This is a genomic window from Streptomyces sp. NPDC088246 (assembly GCF_044741025.1).
Lineage (GTDB): Bacteria > Actinomycetota > Actinomycetes > Streptomycetales > Streptomycetaceae > Streptomyces.
Genome location: NZ_JBIURV010000086.1, coordinates 1 through 17152, shown reverse-complemented (window position 1 = coordinate 17152; position 17152 = coordinate 1). Strand labels below are relative to the sequence as shown.

At 68.8% G+C, this 17152-nt stretch carries 16 protein-coding genes and 2 pseudogenes; 8 read left to right on the top strand and 10 right to left on the bottom strand.

All coding sequences use genetic code 11. From position 1 onward, the window contains the following. On the top strand, positions 1-613 hold a 613-nt coding region (locus tag ACIPEK_RS43935), incomplete at its 5' end, for a hypothetical protein (RefSeq protein WP_402008195.1). A 77-nt stretch (positions 614-690) separates the two neighbouring features. On the opposite strand, the pseudogene ACIPEK_RS43930 reads toward ACIPEK_RS43935, so the two are convergent. Both ACIPEK_RS43930 and ACIPEK_RS43925 read right to left on the bottom strand, forming a co-directional pair. After that, positions 691-813, bottom strand: a pseudogene (locus tag ACIPEK_RS43930) (IS481 family transposase); the annotation flags it as partial. A 58-nt stretch (positions 814-871) separates the two neighbouring features. Continuing rightward, positions 872-1156, bottom strand: a complete 285-nt coding sequence (locus ACIPEK_RS43925) for a hypothetical protein (RefSeq protein ID WP_402008193.1) — start codon at positions 1154-1156, stop codon at positions 872-874. A 320-nt stretch (positions 1157-1476) separates the two neighbouring features. Between ACIPEK_RS43925 and ACIPEK_RS43920 the strand changes: the two genes are divergently transcribed. Beyond that, positions 1477-1779 (top strand): hypothetical protein, encoded by a 303-nt coding sequence (locus tag ACIPEK_RS43920; protein ID WP_402008191.1) that lies wholly within the window; start codon positions 1477-1479, stop codon positions 1777-1779. A 638-nt stretch (positions 1780-2417) separates the two neighbouring features. Here ACIPEK_RS43920 and ACIPEK_RS43915 read toward each other — a convergent pair. After that, positions 2418-2867, bottom strand: a complete 450-nt coding sequence (locus ACIPEK_RS43915; RefSeq protein WP_402008189.1) for a hypothetical protein — start codon at positions 2865-2867, stop codon at positions 2418-2420. Between the two features lie 79 nt (positions 2868-2946). Beyond that, a complete protein-coding gene (locus ACIPEK_RS43910) occupies positions 2947-3567 on the bottom strand; it encodes a TetR/AcrR family transcriptional regulator (RefSeq protein WP_402008187.1) in 621 nt (206 codons plus the stop codon). Positions 3568-3615: 48 nt separating this feature from the next. Here ACIPEK_RS43910 and ACIPEK_RS43905 point away from each other — a divergent pair, with 48 nt between their 5' ends. The 3 genes from ACIPEK_RS43905 to ACIPEK_RS43895 all read left to right on the top strand — a co-directional run bounded on the left by ACIPEK_RS43905 (position 3616) and on the right by ACIPEK_RS43895 (position 5105). Next, the gene (locus ACIPEK_RS43905; RefSeq protein ID WP_402008185.1) at positions 3616-4167 is read left to right on the top strand and encodes a GNAT family N-acetyltransferase; all 552 of its coding nucleotides are present in this window, start codon (positions 3616-3618) and stop codon (positions 4165-4167) included. Between the two features lie 357 nt (positions 4168-4524). Continuing rightward, on the top strand, positions 4525-4821 hold the full coding sequence (locus ACIPEK_RS43900) for a winged helix-turn-helix domain-containing protein (protein ID WP_402008183.1): 297 nt from the start codon (positions 4525-4527) through the stop codon (positions 4819-4821). Then, positions 4737-5105, top strand: coding sequence for a hypothetical protein (locus tag ACIPEK_RS43895; protein WP_402008205.1), 369 nt, complete (start codon positions 4737-4739; stop codon positions 5103-5105). Before ACIPEK_RS43900 ends, ACIPEK_RS43895 begins: the two co-directional genes overlap by 85 nt. A 19-nt stretch (positions 5106-5124) precedes the next feature. On the opposite strand, the gene ACIPEK_RS43890 is transcribed toward ACIPEK_RS43895, so the two are convergent. The 4 genes from ACIPEK_RS43890 to ACIPEK_RS43875 all read right to left on the bottom strand — a co-directional run bounded on the left by ACIPEK_RS43890 (position 5125) and on the right by ACIPEK_RS43875 (position 10742). After that, positions 5125-7584, bottom strand: coding sequence for an Ig domain-containing protein (locus tag ACIPEK_RS43890; protein WP_402008181.1), 2460 nt, complete (start codon positions 7582-7584; stop codon positions 5125-5127). Between the two features lie 55 nt (positions 7585-7639). Further along, positions 7640-8467, bottom strand: coding sequence for a carbohydrate ABC transporter permease (locus ACIPEK_RS43885; RefSeq protein ID WP_123465598.1), 828 nt, complete (start codon positions 8465-8467; stop codon positions 7640-7642). Continuing rightward, positions 8464-9273, bottom strand: coding sequence for a carbohydrate ABC transporter permease (locus ACIPEK_RS43880; protein WP_393702522.1), 810 nt, complete (start codon positions 9271-9273; stop codon positions 8464-8466). Before ACIPEK_RS43880 ends, ACIPEK_RS43885 begins: the two co-directional genes overlap by 4 nt. Before the next feature lie 185 nt (positions 9274-9458). Continuing rightward, positions 9459-10742 (bottom strand): ABC transporter substrate-binding protein, encoded by a 1284-nt coding sequence (locus ACIPEK_RS43875; protein ID WP_402008179.1) that lies wholly within the window; start codon positions 10740-10742, stop codon positions 9459-9461. 113 nt (positions 10743-10855) lie between these two features. Here ACIPEK_RS43875 and ACIPEK_RS43870 point away from each other — a divergent pair, with 113 nt between their 5' ends. Together ACIPEK_RS43870 and ACIPEK_RS43865 are read left to right on the top strand one after the other, a co-directional pair. Continuing rightward, positions 10856-12076 (top strand): ROK family protein, encoded by a 1221-nt coding sequence (locus ACIPEK_RS43870; protein WP_402008177.1) that lies wholly within the window; start codon positions 10856-10858, stop codon positions 12074-12076. Positions 12077-12110: 34 nt separating this feature from the next. Continuing rightward, positions 12111-14264: an alpha-galactosidase gene (locus ACIPEK_RS43865; protein WP_402008175.1), complete on the top strand. Its 2154-nt coding sequence runs from the start codon at positions 12111-12113 to the stop codon at positions 14262-14264. A gap of 160 nt (positions 14265-14424) precedes the next feature. On the opposite strand, the pseudogene ACIPEK_RS43860 reads toward ACIPEK_RS43865, so the two are convergent. Then, positions 14425-15179, bottom strand: a pseudogene (locus ACIPEK_RS43860) (IS6 family transposase). 173 nt (positions 15180-15352) lie between these two features. Between ACIPEK_RS43860 and ACIPEK_RS43855 the strand changes: the two are divergent. Then, positions 15353-16804: a hypothetical protein gene (locus ACIPEK_RS43855; RefSeq protein WP_402008173.1), complete on the top strand. Its 1452-nt coding sequence runs from the start codon at positions 15353-15355 to the stop codon at positions 16802-16804. A 12-nt stretch (positions 16805-16816) separates the two neighbouring features. Here the strand turns inward: ACIPEK_RS43855 and ACIPEK_RS43850 are convergent. Beyond that, positions 16817-17152: pentapeptide repeat-containing protein (locus ACIPEK_RS43850; protein WP_402008171.1), on the bottom strand; the 336-nt coding region annotated here is incomplete at its 5' end.

Below are 17152 nucleotides of genomic sequence, written 5' to 3'. Positions count from 1 at the left end.
CCTGGCCCTCCTGGCCCTCCTGGCCCTCCTGGCCCTCCTGGCCCTCCTGGCCCTCCTGGCCCTCCTGGCCCTCCTGGCCCTCCTGGCCCTCCTGGCCACCCCCGCCTCCGCCGGAGCGGCCGACGCCGCGTGGGGCGCCCGCACCGACTTCACGGCCCAGGCCAGAAGCGCGGGGCTGAACGGCACCGAGGCGAAGGGCCTCCAGGCCCGGGTCGACGGCTACCTGGCGAAGATGCCCGGGACGCAGGTCGGCGCCAACAAGATCGTCCTGGCGGGCGGCGGTGAGCTGCTGCTCACGCTCCCCGGCGAGCGGAACGCCCGCGACCTCACCGCCCCGGACGCGGGGCTCGGCGCGGCCGCCGGCTGCCCGTACACCTATGTGTGCGCCTACCCGTACGAGAACTTCGCCGGTGACGAACTGCGCCTGTACACCTGCAACTACCTCAACTACATCCCCTGGAACGGGACCGGCTCCTGGATCAACAACCAGCGCTCCACCCTGTACGCCAAGTTCTACGACTCGAACGGCAACCTCGGCTGGACCTCGCCGGGCGGCTACAGCGAGGACCGCCACGCCCCCTGGGGCTGGGTGTCGTGGCTGAGCCCCTGCTGACGGCGGAGGCGTGGAGCGACGCGGCGCGCCCGAGGGACGCGCCGCGTCCGGCTGTCGGGCGCACGGTCCACCCCATAGGTGTATTGACCCGGAGCGTTGTTGACGCGGCTGATGGGCGGGTGTCCGCCCAGTGCGGTGTGGCAGCGGTGGTGGTTGTAGGTGTGGAGGAAGTCTGCCAGGGCTTCGGTCCGCTCGCTGTTCAAGAGAGCCGCTCCGCGCCACCACGAGCAGTTGGCGGTCGCCGCGACCGGGGCCGACTCAGTCCTCACCTCCTCGTCCGAGCCACCGAACGCAGCCGAGACAAAGCCGCCGAGAAGCAAGGTCGCCGATGACGAGCAGCGTGGTGACCAGAGGCACGCGCAGCGAGGACTTCGTCAGCCCCAAGAGGACTGCCCCGGTCATCGCGGCCAGGGCGAGCCATCCCAGCAACAGGACCAGCGCGCCCTCGTCTCCCGACTCAAGTCCGGCCACGGCCACAGCGCCGAGGGCGACTGCCATCGTCAGCAGGAAGGCCGACGGTCTGCGATACCGCGTGAAGTTCATGATCCCCCTCGGGGGATGCCGAGTCGAGCGGTAAGCAGCCCCGACAACGTCGGGACGGGCTGGCACTGCCAGACAGCCCGGGTCCGGCAAGTGAGATGGGAAGGTGCACGCGAGGAATCAGTGCTTGACGCCCCGTAATTACGACACCGGCTCCAACCTGGCGGATATGGGCCGGATGCAGTGCACGACCGCCATTGACTGGTGGTCGACTCCGAAGTCGACCCCACTTATCGGCGGGGAGGCCACGCCGAAAGCCTGCGGCGTAAGTGTGGTGGGAGCGGGGGGCTGGCCAGTCTGGGTGCGAGAGGCGCGGCAACTATGTGGACACTGCAGCATATGGCACGACGTGGGCGCGGGCGAGGGAGCAGGTCCTGACCCGGACGGAACGCGCATCTGGCCTGGCCAAGCGGCCCTACGACCTCCGGCACGCCGGGATCTCATTCTGGCTGTATGCCGGTGTCGACCCGGCCGAATGCGCTCGTCGCGCGGGCCAGAGCATCGAGGTCCTCTTTCGTCACTACGTCAAGTTCCTGGACGGCGTTCGGGAACAGGCCAACCGCCTCATCGAGCAGTCCATGGACGAGTGGGACCGCGTCAGCCAGCGCCCTGCGCCTGAGGTGTGATCCTGAATTTTGGTCCGTGACTGGTCCGGAAGCGCTGGTCGGGAGCGGGATGGGAGTGGGAGGAACTGGGAGTTACAGCATAATCCGGGCCCTGCTGCAATAGGGCCTAGCCAAAGGCGTCTGACGGGTAAAAGTCCAGGTCAGGCGCCTTTTCTTGTGCCTCTAGAAGAAGCCCGGCTTCTTCGCCGAGTACGACACCAGAAGATTCTTCGTCTGCTGGTGGTACACGTCATGCATGTTGCTGACCAGCGGAAACGCTGAATCTTTCGTTCCTGGTGGGCGAGGTGGTCCGGGAATGGCCCGGATCTTGGTGCCATTCGGCGGTGGTTCGCTTCGTATGCGAGGCAGAAAAGGAAAGGGCGAGCAGTGAGAGCCCCGGTTGCTGCAATGCGTCCGCGGCCCTTGAGCTGGGACTCGCCTGTGGCGCGCCCAAGCGATGGTGTGAACGCTCAAAGCCTCACGGACCGTCAGGGCCCTGCCGGCGCCGAGGGCATCGCCCCCGCTGGTACGCCGGGTCACCATCGTCTGGAGGGCGAGCAGCGGCTCAAGGGGAACCCGACGGGAGGTCGGACGAGCCCGCGACGAAGACGCGGGCGTCCAGAAAGGAGTGGTGGTCACTGACCCGTGCGGCGCGCGCGTCACCGTGGTAGCGGTGCAGTTTGGAGCCCCCCGTGGACGAATGCGGCGAACGGCACCGGGGTGACCTCGGCGGCGCGGATCCGCTGGACCAGCTTCTCGTCGACGGGGGAGCAGTGCTCGATGCGGTGGTTGATCCGCTGCTCGGGGTGGGCGGCGCGGGTCGCCTCGATGGCGTCGAGGACCCGGGTGTCGGCCTCGCCGTCCAGGGTGGTGATGCGGCGGGCCCGGACGATGCGAACAGGCGTGGGAGGGGCGACGGGGCGTGCTGCCTGTTGGTCGCGGTGGTCATACGTGCGGTTTCCTTCTTGTTCCTCGTTCCCGTGCGGCCGGACACGTCTACGAGGGCGGTGGCCGGGCGGGAACGAGGGGACGGTGCGGTGGTGTGGCGACGACCGGCGGACGGCCGCTCGTGACGGTGCTTCTTCGGGAAGGGACTGCAAGGTGAGCACACGGGTGTCGGGGCCGATGAACGGTGCGCGCTGCCGGCCGCCGTGCGAGTCTTGACAACTCTTCCGAGACGCGTGGCCGTCAGGACAGGACCTCGTGATCGCCACCTGATGAGGGCGGGGAGGTCAACGTGGCCAGGTGGTCATCAAGGAGCTCGGCCTGGCGGTGGGGTGGGAACGCCGGGGGGTCGAACAGCGCCTGTACCACCAGACCGAGCACGAAGGACTGGGCGCCGGCCGCGATGCGGGCCGGGTCGCCATCGGGCAGTTCGCCGAGCTGTTGGGCTGCGGCGACCAGGTCGCGCAGCTTTTCGCGGCTCTGCGCGTACTTGCGGGCGTAATCGCCACTCAACTCGGGGTTGGCGAGCGCGGCATCCCAGGAGGACACCCAGATCCGGTTGCTCTCGGTGGCCTCGTCAGTCAGCGGCAGGATGTCCAGCAGCGCGGCCCTCACGGCGGACAGGCCTTTGTCGGCGGCACGCCTGGGGCGGGAGGCACTTCGCCGTTCGAGCAGGTCGAGGGCGTACGCAACCAGGTCGCGTTTGGCGGGGAAGTAGTGGGTGAGCAGGCCGGTGGTGGCATCGAGCTCGGCGGCGACGGCTCGCATGGTCAATCCACCGAAGCCGTGAGCGACCAACACCCGCCAGACCGCCTCGGAGACATCGCGCCGGCGAGCCTCATGGTTCCCCTTGGTGCGTGGCATGCTGCTACGGTACATAACCGTAACGCTTGTTATGTGAATGGGGTCATCATGTTTTCCCTTTCTTTGCGGGACAACGCCCGCCTCCGCCCGCTGGAGATATGGCATGCCGAGGAGTTCGCGGCCCACCTGGACCGGGCTCGCGAGCACATCCGGCCGTGGGTCGGGCCGGGGTTCGTCACCGACGACCTCGACGGGGCGCGGGCCACACTGCGCCGGTACGCCGAGCGTCAGGCCGCGGACGGCGGCCGCCTCTTCGGTATCTGGCTCGGCGGAACGCTGGTCGGCGGCGTGATGTTCGTGGACTTCGACGCCGACTTCGGTTCCTGCGAGATCGGCTGCTGGCTGGAGCCGGCCGCCGAGGGCCACGGCCTGGTCACAGAGGCGTGCCGTGCGCTGCTGGAGTGGGCGTTCGCCTCCCGGGGGATGCATCGCGCCGAGTGGCACTGCCGAGCCGACAACGAGCGCAGCTCCGCGGTGGCCCGGCGGCTCGGTATGACGCTCGAAGGCGTACGACGCGAGTACTGGCCCTACGGCGGCACCCGCCACGACAAGCAGATGTGGGCGATCCTCGCCCCCGAATGGCGAAACCATCACCAGTGACCGGAATCCCCGCCACGCCCCCACGGCGGTGGCTGTGGGCCAACGCGGTGGGTGCTCACTCACGTGCAGCGGACTACGGAAGCCGTGGTCCAACATCTGACTGCGGCCGGGTGAGCAGAGCGGGTCCGACACCGCGCGGGCAGTGTGGGTGTGAACTGGGTGCGGACCTCGTCATGGTGGCAGATCAGCCGTGTCACAACACTTGGTCGAGTGGTTCCCGAACGTGGGCGGGATGGCGGTTCAGACTCTCGTCCGCCTCGGCAGGACCGTCAGCAGGACCGCGTGCCCGGGGCACCCCGACCTGAGACGAATCGGATTTTGTAGCGACTCTGAAGCCAGGCATGATCGCCTCGGCGGATGGGAGAACACAGGTCCGATGCCTGCACCGGCCGCACACGCTGGACGGACGATCAGGTGTGGACCGTCGCCCGGGTACGCACACTGATCGGGCGAAAGTTCCACATCTCCTACAGCTTCTCCGGCGTCACCCGGCTGCTGCACCGGATGGGCTACAGCGTGCAGATGCCCGCCCGGCCCGCCGCTGAACGCGACGAAGACGCGATTACTGCATGGCGGAAGGCGACCTGGCAGGAGGTAAAAACCTCCGGACGGCGACCGGCGCGTTCATCTGCTTCGAGGATGAATCGGGCGTAACCGGTCGGCCGCCCAAGGGCCGCACCTGGGGCCAGCGCGGGATCACCCCGACGGTGCGTGTGCCCGGGTGCAGCCGTGGCCGCCTCTCGGTGGCCGGGCTGCTGTGCATCAGGCCGGGCCTGCCCACCCGCCTGTGCCGACACGCCGGCCGCAAGGGCGAGTGCTGCTCGCTGAGCGAGACGGACTACATCCGCCTGCTCGACGGCGCCCACCGGGACTGCGCCAGGTCCAGTACCAGCCCGACCTTATTGACGGATGCCTTGCCGGCACTGGACTCACCCTGACGACACCACGCCTACGAGCTCAGTGACCGCCGACCTCGATCACGTAGTCGCGCCGCGCTGTCGGCTGACCGGAGCTCTGGTACGCCGTGACCGTGAACGGCGCCGCTCCCGCCCTGACCGGTGTCCCCACGATTCCGCCGGTGTCCGCATTGAGCACGAGGCCCGCGGGCAAGGTCCCCGAGGTCACCGCGTAGCGCGTGGTCGCCGGCGTGTTGGTCTTCACGGTCGCCTCGTACAGGGCTCCCTTGGCTGCCGCGGGCAGCGGTCCGGCGTCGAGCTCCGGGGTCGGGGCGACGACGGCCTGGGGGGCGCCGACCGGCTTGCCGTCGGCGTCCAGCTCCTGCAGGGACCAGCGCTTGCCCGGCTCGACCGCGCTCAGGTGCCAGTTCGTCTTCAGGTCGCGGAACCGCGCCTGCTGCTCCGCGGTGAACGCGCCCAGGTTGCGTGCCGTCTCCCATTGCTGAATGGCGTCGAGCAGCCGCGTGGTGTTCTCGCCGCCCGATTCGAGGCGGGAGACCGAGCTCTGGAAACCCGTCCCGGCGTTCAGGCCTGCGCCTCGGGCCAGCTTCCACTCCATGGTGAGCAGACTGTCCGAGCCGTTGAGGCTGATCCAGCCGAGCATGCCGGGGAGGTAGTTCGCCTGGAGGTACTTGTTGTTGGCGAACACCTGCTCCATCGAGGTGCTGCCGACCTCACCCCAGCTGGCCCGGGTCAGCGCGTCCCAGGTGTTCGAGGTCATCCGGCTGGTCTCGGAGATGAATCCGTCCTTGGCATCGATGCGCCGGAACGTCTTGTTCACCAGGTGCGCCATGCCGTAGGCGCCCCAGCCGGACTCCGATGCCGACTCCAGGCCGTCCCACGACATACCGGTGATGCCGGTGGTGTTCCAGGCGGTGGTCAGCCGGTCGCTGATCTCGTCGAGGACGGCATGGCCGCCGATCGCGCCGCCGTAGCTGTTGGCCATGACCCGGGCGGTGTGGTCGCCCTCAGGGTGTGCGACCGCGACCGATCCCCATCGCGCGCGCTGCGCGCCGGTCAGCTTCCACTCCTTCCCCACTTGCTCGGCCGCTCCGTAGCTGACGAACTCGTCCCCGATGCGCAGGAGGCTGTAGCTGGGTCCCGCGGCGAGCAGCGCGCCGTCGTCCAGGTACACGGTGGTGTCGTCCGCCGTCAGTGGACGGGTGAGCGAGGCGGTGCCTCCCATCGCCAGCCGGTCGTCGGCGGGCGGCGTGAGGTAGGCGTCCCGCGGGAACCAGGCCCAGTTGTAGGGCTCGTCGCCGGTGCTGATGAAGTCCGACAGAGTGTGTACGCCGAGCTGTACACCGTTTGCCTTGGCGATGTCCACGGCCGCCGCGGCCCCGGCGTCGCTGCCGCCCAGGCTGGAGTCGAACTGGTAGTGGCCGCTGGACTTCCATGGGCCGTAGCTGCTGGTGAGTGAGTAGATGCGGTTCATGCCGGCCGCCTTGGCGAATCGGGCCGCCGCCGGAATGTTGCCGGTCTCCAGGTCTCCGAGCACTAGCCATGACTGGCTGCTCGCCTGGGAGGCCTTCTGCCACTGACCGTTCAGCTTCGGGTAGGGCAGCTTCTCGCCCTTCGCGATGTTGGACAGGATCGTCGGCGTCGCCTCGGGCGAGGCTCCGAAGAGTGCGATCTTGGAACCGGCGATCCTGCCGTCGCGGCCGGGCAGCGGTCCGACCGGGATCGGATAGCCGCGTACCTTGCGGTGGCGTTCCTTGGTGTAGTCGAAGGTGAAGGCGCGCAGTACGGAACCCCAGGGGGTCACGCCTGCCGCGCTCCATTCCTCCAGGGAGCCCACGCTCACGTGGTCCGGATCGTGGTTGACCTCGCTCTCCCAGCCCATGTCCTGGTCCTCCTGCGGCCAGGCGCCTTCGGTACGGTCGGTCAGCGGTCGGAGCCCGATGGCGAAATCGTCGTCGCGGACCACGCCCACCGATGTGCCGACCGTCTGGGAGATCGATGTGGCCAGTGGACCCCAGAGCAGGGTCTGCACATCGACGCCCTTCGGCGCGTCGACGGCGACCGCTTCGAACGTGGTGTAGCCGCCGCGACTGCTGACCAGCTTCACCTGGATCTTCCAGTGCGCGGCCTTGTTCCGGAACGTGAGCATCTGGCCACCGGGTCCGGAACGGTCAACCGTGGTCGGCCTCTGCTGCTTGCCGTCGACGACCAGGCTGACCAGGGACGCCGCATGGCCGGGCGCGAGGTGGTCGACCCCGGTCCTGACGTCCTCCAGACCCACGACCGTCCCTGTCCTGTCGAGCTCCAGCTCCAGATAGCCGGCCTGGATCTCGATCGACGGAGTCGTTCCGCTAGGTCGTGCTTGCGCCGGCTGTGCGCCGACCGCGGGCAGAATGCCGGCGGTCAGCACCGCGAACGCCAGGGCACCGGCCGTCCGCCGACGCTGTTCGGGCCTCCTCCGGGGAGGCTGGGATCCGACTATGAGTTCTGAGAATCGCACGATATTACTCCTGTCACCTCTCGACGCAAACTGCTGCACCGGCCGCTCGTGCCGGTCATCCCTTCGTGGCACCCCCTGTCAGACCACGGACGAACTGCTTCTGGAAGGCGAGATAGAAGGCCAGGACGGGCAGTGTGGCCAACAGCATGAAGGCGAACACCGCCCCGAAGTCCTGCTGGTAGGGGCCGATGGAGCGGAAGATCCCGACCGTCACGGTGTTGCCGGCTCCGGGGCCCAGGACGAGCAGTGGGGTCAGGAAGTCGTTCCAGACCCATACCCCGAGGAAGATCAGCACGCTGGCCGACGCGGGCCGCAGCAGCGGGAAGACGACCTGCCAGAAGATCCGGAAGCGGCCGGCGCCGTCGACCGCCGCGGCCTCTTCGAGTTCGCGCGGGATCGAGCGGATGAAGCCCATGAAGACGAACACTGCGAACGGCAGGTAGTACCCGACGTCGACCAGCACGGCGCCCGGCATCGAGTGCAACAGGCCGATGGCGTCGAGGATCCGCGTGATCGGAAGCATGATCACCGCGGGCGGGATCATCAGGCCGGACAGCATGACGCCGAGGACGGCACGGCTCCACCAGCGGCCCGACCGCACGAGATGGTACGCGGACATCGCGGCCAGCACGGTGGTGATGAGGATCGACGCCGCGGTCAGGGTGACGGAGTTGACGAGGCCGTACCAGAACAGCCCGTCCGGCCGGCTCAGTACGTGTTCGAGGTTGTCGAGGGTCGGCGGAAGCGGGAGCGCCAACGGCGATGTCACGACCTCGGAGCTGGGCTTGAATACGTTGACCAGCGCCACGTAGAGCGGCATGCAGAAGACGGCCGCCACGCCGGTGGCCAACAGCGGCCGCATCCACGGCATTCGGGAGTTCACAGATTCACCTCTCGTCGTTGCAGGAGCCTGAGCACGGTCACGCTCGCGACCGAGACGACGACGAGCATGATCCCGGCCATCGCGGACGCCACTCCCGGACGTTGCTCGGAGAAGGCGGTGCGGATCACCGCGAAGGCCACGGTGGCCGTGCCGTCGGTGCCGGGGCCACCGTTGGTGAGCACGGCGATCTGGTCGTAGACCTTGAACGAGCTGATCATCAGCATCACGGTGTTGATCGTCAGCGCGGGCGCGAGCAGCGGCCAGGTGATCGCGCGGAACTGCTGCCAGGGGCCGGCGCCGTCGAGGCTCGCCGCCTCGTCGAGCTCGGCGGGGATCCCCGCGAGCCCAGCGAGGTAGACCACGACGGCGAAGCCGAGCAGCTGCCAGACCATGATCCCGGAGACGGAGTAGATCGCGTACGACGGATCCGTGAGCCAGCCCGGCGGGTGCTCGACCCCCAGCGAGACGAGCGCGCTGTTCAGCAGGCCGTCGTCCGCCAGGATCGAGCGTCCGATCACCGACACCACCACAGCGGAGAGGATCACCGGGGTGAAGTAGACGCTGCGGAGCAGGCTGTAGAGCCGGCCCGGCCGGCGCAGCAGCAGGGCGATCGCGAGACCGAGCAGGTTCGTCAGCAGCACCACGATCACCGTGATCACCACGGTGTTCCACAGGGAGTGCCGGAACTCCTCGTTCCCGAGGAGGAATCCGTAGTTGTCCAGGCCTACGAACGAGGTGTCCGGGCGCGTGGCGCGCTCATCGGTCATCCCGGTGTAGAGGGTCCACAGGATGGGCGCCAGGACCATCGCGGTGAAGATCGTGAGGGTCGGCAGGACGAAGACGGCGCCGGTTCCCGCCGACGACCACGTCCAGGTGCGGCGCCGGTGCGGCCCACCCGCGCGCCCGGACGGGGCCGAAGTGGCCGGCGGCCGGTCGGGCCGCGACTTTCCTCCGGCGGCGTCGGTCCTCGTCCGGGCGGGCGAGGGGCGCGTCACTTCGAGAGCTCCTTGAACTTCGTGTTCAGCGTCGCGACGAACTTGTCCACGTCCGCACGGCCGTTGAGGAGATCGTTCAGTGCCGCGTCGACCTTGGGGATGAAGCCCGACGGCAGGGCCGGGACACCGCTCTCGTTTCCGAAGCTCGGCGTCACGGTTCCACCGGCCTGGGCCTTCTCGTAGAGATCGAGGGTGGTGTTGTACAGCGGCGGCAGGCCGGCCGGCGGCTTGTAGCCCTTGAGCGCGACGAACAGGCCGTCGTACCGCGCCCCGCCGTCGGCGTTCAGCTTCGAGAACTCGACGGCCCACTGCTTGGCCTTCGCGACGTCAGGGGACTTGGCGCTCACCGACAGTCCACCGCCGGTGTACACGGGCAGGACGAGCGAGCCGTCCTGCGTGGGCATGGGGAAGGCGCCGAACTGCTTCTGCTGTGCCTTGTCCGGGGACGCCGGGAACCACGAACCCATCGGGTACATGGCGCCCTTGCCCTTGAGGAAGGCTTCCTGTGCCTGTGCGTAGGTGGCCGACAGGTTGTCGACGTTCTCCTTGCCCGCCAGCGCCTTCATCTTGGTCGCCGCGTTGACGAACAGCGGGTCGCTGAAGTCGGTCTTGCCCGCGGTCAGCTTGTCGAGCCACTTCGGGTCCTTGGCGTAGACCTCGTCGGCCACCAGCTGGGCGAAGGTCCATCGCGGGCCGAGGCCGTCCGGTGCACCGCCGCCGATGACGAACGGCTTGATCCGCGCCGCCTTCAGCTTGTCGACCGCGGCGAGCAGGTCGTCCCACTTCTTCGGAGGGGTGGTGATGCCCGCCTTCTCGAAGTCCGCCTTGCGGTAGTAGATCTGCCAGGTCTGCGAGTTGGTGGGCAGCTGGTAGATCTTGCCGTCGAAGCTGTTCGCGGTCGGGCTGGTCCAGTCGGCCAGCTCGTCCGTGCCGAACTGGGCGAGTTTGCCGCCCTCCGCCAGTCCGGCCGGGTCGATCGCGACCATGATGTCGGGCAGTGCGCCGGTCGAGTCCAGCTGGCGCGTGTACTCGTTGCGCTGTTCGGCGCTCGGCGCGACGAGTTTCTTGATCTTCACCCCCGGCACCTTGGCGCTGGTCCGGGCGATGATGTCGTCCCAGTAGGAGGCGGTGAGGTTGGGTGTCTCGAAGGTGAGCAGGCTCAACGTCACGTCATCGCCCGAACCGTCCCCGCCTTCGCTCCCGCCGCCGACGGCGCAGCCGGTCAGCGCTACCAGGCCCAACGACACTGCTACTGCACCCCAGTTGGCCCGCTTGATCATGAGGCCCTCCTTGCTGGTCGAACCCACCGGGGGAGGTCGCTCGGCCAGAATTTAGATAAGTAAGTTTCTTGTCAATATTGCTGTTGCGGCGTCAATTTAGATAGCGTGCCGCCGTGAGTCAAGACATCGGTGCAACCCGGGGCAGCACGGCACCCGCCGGCCGTGCGGGCGATGCCCACCTCCTGCGCAGGCTCAATCTCTCGGCCACGGTGCGGGCCTTCCTCGACACCGCGTCGCTGACGGTCAGCGACGTGCGTGCGATCGTCGGGGTCTCCCGCCCCACCGCCGAGGACCTGGTGGCGACGCTGCTGGACGAGGGCTTCGTCCGTGAGGCGCTCGACCGCCCGGACGGCGAGCGGTCGGCGGGACGGCCTGCCCGGCGCTACGAGGTCGTGGCCGAGGACTTCGCTGTCGTCGGAGTCGATATCGGCGCCCACAAGGTGGCCGTGGTCGTCTGCGACCTGCGCGGAGACGTCCTGGCGGTACGCAGACGCAGCGTCGACTCCCGCGTCGGGCCGGCCGGGCGCATCGGGGCGGCGGCGCGGCTGGCCGAAGCGACCCTCCGGCAGACCGGGACGAGCGCGGAACACGTCCGTTCGGTGGCCTGCGGCATCACCGGTGTGGGGGCCAACGGCTCGGAGGTCATGGACATCCGCACCGTTCCCGCGGGCCAGGACCTGGACGTCTACTCACTCCCGGGTTTCGACAGGATCGACGTGGTTTCGGAGGTGTCGGAGCGCTTCGGGCGCGACGTGCTGGTCTCCAACGACATCCACCTCGCGGCGGTGGCCGAGCAGTGGCGGGGCGGTGCCGGGGCACGCGACCTCGTCTACATGCACGCCGGCCGCCGCCTCGGAGCCGCGATCGTCATCAACGGGCAGATCCACAACGGGCGGCACGGCCTGGCGGCGTCCGTCGGTTCCATGAAGATCCTGGGGTGGGCCGAGGCGATGGCGCAGCTCGACCGCGAGAGCCGCAAGCTCGCGGGCTCGGCCGCCGAGGAGTCCACCAGCGGCAACGTCCGGGCGCTCTTCGAAGCGGCCGCGAACGGTGACCGCACCGCGGTGCGCACCGTCGACCGCGTCGCCGAGGCCCTCGCCCTGGGCGCCTCCGTCCTGGTCCACGCCGTCGACCCCGATCTCGTCGTGCTCGGCGGTGGCCTGTCCCGCGCGGGGGACGTGCTCGCCGGCCCCTTCGGGCGGCACTTGGCCGCGACCTCCCTCAACAGCCCGGAGTTCCGCGTGTCCCTGCTCGGCGACGAGTCCGTCGCCCTCGGCGCCGCCCGGCTGGCGCTCGACGACCTCAAGGAACGGCTGCTCGCCGTGCAGGCCTGATCCACCTTCCTCTCACCGCACCAGGAGTCACCGAATGATCGAGCCCGGACGCGTTGCCGTGCCCGCGCCCACCGCCCCCGTGTCCCTCTCCGGACTCGGCGGGACCGAGACCACGACGATGGTCCTGCTGCCGAGGGCGGACGGCCTGCCCGACATCGGATGGGTGGGGCCTTCCCTGGCGGCGGCGGACGTCCGGTCCCTGACGGTCCCGGCCTCGGTCGAGACCACGGCCTGGAACTCCTGGCTGACCGGCTCACCGGTCAGCGTGCTCCCGGAGCACGCGCGCGGCTATCTCGGACGGCCCGCGCTGCTCGGCCACCGGGTCGGCCCCGACGGCCCCGGGAGCGACTGGTCCACCGCGTTCGGCCCCGGCTCGGTGCGGTGTGACGACGACTCACTCGCGGTCCGGGCCACCGACAGGGCAGCGGGACTCGAACTGTGCTTCGAGGCCGAAGCCGTCCCGGGCGGAGGGCTCCGCCTCCGGCACCTGTTGACCAACGTCGGCGCCGGCCCCTACGTGGTCGACGCGCTCGACGTGGTCGTCCCCGTTCCGACCGGCGCGGGCGAGATCCTCGACTTCACCGGGCGATGGGCCCGCGAGCGGCAACCCCAGCGCCGTGCCCTCGCGGACGGGCAGTGGGTCAGGGAGCACCGCCGCGGCATGCGCGTCCTCGACGGCACCGGCCTGGTCGTGGTCGGTAACCCCGGCTTCGGATACGGCCAGGGTGAGGTGCTCGGTGTCCACCTCGCCTGGAGTGGCAACCACCGGTACGCAGTCGAGCAGCTCAGCTCCGGCACCGCCGTCGTCCGGGCCGGCGAGTTGCTGCACCCGGGCGAGATGGTCCTCGCCGAAGGCGAGACGTACGCGATGCCCTGGGTGCACGTGGCCGCGTCCGCGCGCGGCCTCGACGGACTGGCGGACGCGACCCACCAGTACGTCCGGTCGCTCGCGGCCCATCCGTCCCGGCCCGCACCCGTCATGTTCAACCCGTGGGAGGCGGTCTACCTCGACCACGACCTCGACACGCTGACCGCGCTGGTCGACATCTCGGCCGAGCTGGGTGCCGAGCGTTTCGTGCTCGACGACGGGTGGTTCGCAGGCCGCACCTCCCTTGACGACGGCCTGGGCGACTGGACCCCGGACCCGGCGGTGTGGCCGCACGGGCTGGCACCGCTGGTGGACCGGGTGCACGAGAAGGGGATGGAGTTCGGGCTCTGGTGGGAGCCGGAGGCCGTCAACCCGAACTCCGCGGTCCACCGCGATCATCCCGATTGGATTCTGCGCACGGGCGACCGGTCGCCCGTGCTGGAACGCAGCTGCTACCTGCTCGATCTCGGCCGGGAGGACGTGCGGACCCACCTGCTCGACGCCTTCGGCCGTCTGGTGGCGGCGCACCGGATCGACTTCGTCAAGTGGGACCACAACCGCGACCAGGTCGACGGCGGTGACTCGCGCGGCACCGGCCGGCCCGCTTCACGGCGGCAGACCCTCGCCTTCCGCGAGCTCCTCGATGAGCTGGCCCGCCGCCATCCCGGCATCTCGTGGGAGAGCTGCGCCTCGGGAGGCGGCAGGATCGACCTGGACGTGCTCGAGCGGGTCCAGAGCACCTGGGCCTCCGACGTCACCGATCCGCTGTCCCGCCAGCCGATCCAGCACTGGAGCGCCCAGCTCGCCCCGCTGGAGTACCTCGGCGCTCACGTCGCCGCACCGGTCTCCCACCAGACCGGCCGGACCAGCGTCCTGGACCTCCGCGCGGCCACGGCCTTCTTCGGCCAGTTCGGCATCCAGTGGGACCTCACGAAGGTGCCGGCCCACGAGCTGGACCGTCTCGCGTCCTGGATCGGCCTTTACAAGCGGCACCGCGCGCTCCTGCACACGGGGCGGCTGACGCGTGTCGCACTGCCCGACGGTCTGCTCGCGCATGGAGTGGTCGCCCGGGACCGGTCGGAGGCGCTCTTCTCCTATGCCCAGCTCGATGAGATCGTGCCCGTGCCGCCTCGGCTCCGCATCCCTGGACTCGACCCGGACCGGACCTACCGCGCCTCGCTCATCACGCCGGCCGACCCGTCGGTCACCTGGGAGGTCACGGGTGTCCAGGCCTCCGGTGCGGCGCTGGGAGCACTGGGGCTGCCAGGTCCTGCGCGGGCACCTCAGAGCGCGGCGCTGGTCCACCTGCGCGCCGTCTGATCCGGCGGATGGCCTCGTCACGCAGCTTGAGCGCGAGTTCGTCGAAGTCGGACTCGAAGGTGAGGCGCTTGACGTCGCCGATGGGCGCTGTCAAGTTGTTGAGTATGTCGGTGCCTGACGGCGCGTTGGGGCATGGTGGGCTTGCGGTCCGGGCCTGTGGTCAGGCCGTGGTGGGCCGACTGGCAGCTTGGGTGATCTGGTCCCAGATCGCGAAGCGGACGGTCATCTCGGCTCGGTGGTCGGAGGCTGTCATCAGGTGGCGGTGAGGGCGGAAGTGGGGCGAGATGCCGCTGAACGCGGACAGGAACCGCTGGGCCCCGCCCACGGAACGGGATCCCTTCATTGCGCGTTCACGCTGCCGCGTGGGCTGGTGGGAGTTCTCCGCCCGGTTGTTCAGGCCCTTGTGGGAGCGGTGTTCCACCGAGGACATGACCTCGCGGTGCGCCGCGCTGTAGGAGCGGAGCTTGTCGGTGACGACCACCCTCGGCACCGTACGGGTCTTCATCAGGCGGCGGAAGAAGTGTCCTGCCGCGGCCTTGTCCCGGCAGCTCTGCGGGAGGATGTCGAGCACGTTGCCGTCCTGGTCGACGGCCCGCCACAGGTACTTCCGCTCTCCGTTGATCTTCACGAAGACCTCGTCCAGATGCCACTTGTCCCCGGGGCGGGCCGACGGCGGCGCAGTCCGTCCGCGTAGGCCTGGCCGAACTTGGCGGACCAGCGGCGGATGGTCTCGTAGGAGACGATGACGCCGCGCTCGAGCATCAGCTCCTCGACCTCGCGGAAGGACAGCGGGAAGCGGAAGTGCAGCCATACCGCGTGCGCGATCACCTCCACCGGGTACCGGTGGCCCTTGTACGACGGCGACGCGGACGACACGAACGAATTCCTCCCCGGCACGACCAACCAGAAGATCATCCCACCCGGCCAGTCAACGTGACAGTGCCGACAGTCGCAGTGCGACAGGACAACGGCTGTCGCCGAGAGGGACTGCCTGGCTGTGGGGGCATTCACGAGTTTCTCCGTCCTGGGGGACCGGTGCGATGGATGATGAAGGCTCATGTCGAAGTGCACTCGTGGGAGGCTCAGACGTGGCGATGAACCGAGATGCCCTCGCAGCGCGGACGCCTGCGGAGATGCTCGACAGCTGTCGAGCGCGCGCCGAGCAGATCGGGAGACGCCTCTCGCGGTGGGATGGCGCAGATCCGGCGGTTGGCTGTGCACTCGACGCAGGGCTTCTCCATCTCGACCAGGTGACCCCTGCTGATGTGCAGGCGTTGGTGGCGTGGCGTCCACCCGCTGATCGGTGGCGCAACAGCGTCTACATGGATGCCACAACGATAGGGGTCGCGGCCCGCCTGCTGGCTGGTGACCGTCGCTGGCTGACCCCGCTGACCTTGTGGGACCTGGCTGCGTTCGCAGACCGGGTGGTCACCTCTGATCGGATCTACTACGCGGGAGAGCACCTGGTACCTGCCGCGACGCTCAATCAACTCCTTGGGGAAGAAGTGTTTGTGGGCGTCTCTCCCCTGTCCCGAGGGGATGACAGTGCACCGGGGCGTGTGTATGGCCGCAGCCTTGAGGCGTACCGGAACCTGGTCTCTCCCCTCGCCCATCGGCGGGAAGTGCCTTCCGGCACGTACTGGGCGGACGCGGTCGGACAGGTGGCCGATGCGTGGGCCCTGGCAACCGGACGCCCGACGAGTCCTGACGAGGCGTTGACGCCCTGTGAAGCGCAGGGATGGTTCACCCCACAGCTGACGCTGCTGCGCGATCCCTACTGCGAGGACCTGCCGATGCCTTCGGAAGGGTATTGCGAGCCGGTCCTCGGCGACGTGACGTTCCGGGCCTATGCCGCCCAGTCATTCGCCAACCTGTTGGGGATGCCGTATGCGCCAGCGACGGCTCGGATGCCGTTCCGCCACTACTTCTGTCAGCGAAGCTGGGAGCTGGAAGACCGGCTCCTCACCAGCGAGGCCGCGACCCGTGCCTACCGTGAGCTCGCCCGAGAGCACGACCTTGTCCTGCCAGTGTTCCTCGCCGTCGCGCTCGCCGGCGCCCAGCGACCCGAGGACGTGTGGACGCGCCTGGCCGAACTCCGTTCGAAGGCACGCGGCTTCCGCAAACACCGCGTGAAGCTCGACGAATCCTTGGCACTTGGCGAAGTGTCCGACACCTCCCAACGGCTGCTTAGTGCGGTGCGCAGCGAGGGGGTCAAGCTGACCGAGGTGTGCGGTCACGGCTTCACCCTGGTGGTGAAGATTCTGGGCCGGATCGCCGGGGCGACGCCGCCGCAGCTGCCCGACGAGGTCTCGACGATGCTGGGCATCGCCTCCTCGGAGCTCCCCGCCGACATGCGGCGCCGCTTGTGGTGGCAGTGCTTCAAGCCCGAGCTGCGCTTCCTCGTGCACGTCCGCTCTCAGTCGCGGGAGATGACCGACGCCATGCCGAAGATCGGCAGACTCTGGGGGCTGCCACCGGGCCGAGCAGACCGCTTCCGTGACCGCTTCGAGCAACTGTCCAGTCTTCGGACAGTTGGATGAGAACGGTGAAGGTCAGTCAAATCGTGTTTCGGTTGCCATAATCCGGTCCTGCACTACAGGGTGCTGCGTCAGCTCCGGGTCCAGGCGGGTAGAGGAGTAGATCCATGCAGTGCTGAGCTGGCCGATCTCCAGACCCCATGCACCGGACAGATCCGCACTGTGTAGATTGGCGTGGTCCAGCCGTGCCCCGGCAAGATCGGCCCGCTGCAGGTTGGTCTTGAACAGGTCAGCATCGCTCAGGTCGGCCCCGCTTAGCCTTGATCCACCGAGGGGATTTGAGAGTGGTTTTTTGATCGGTTTCGGGTCGGGTGGCCGGGTGAGGGCAGGTTGTGTCCGCTGGTCTGCCCA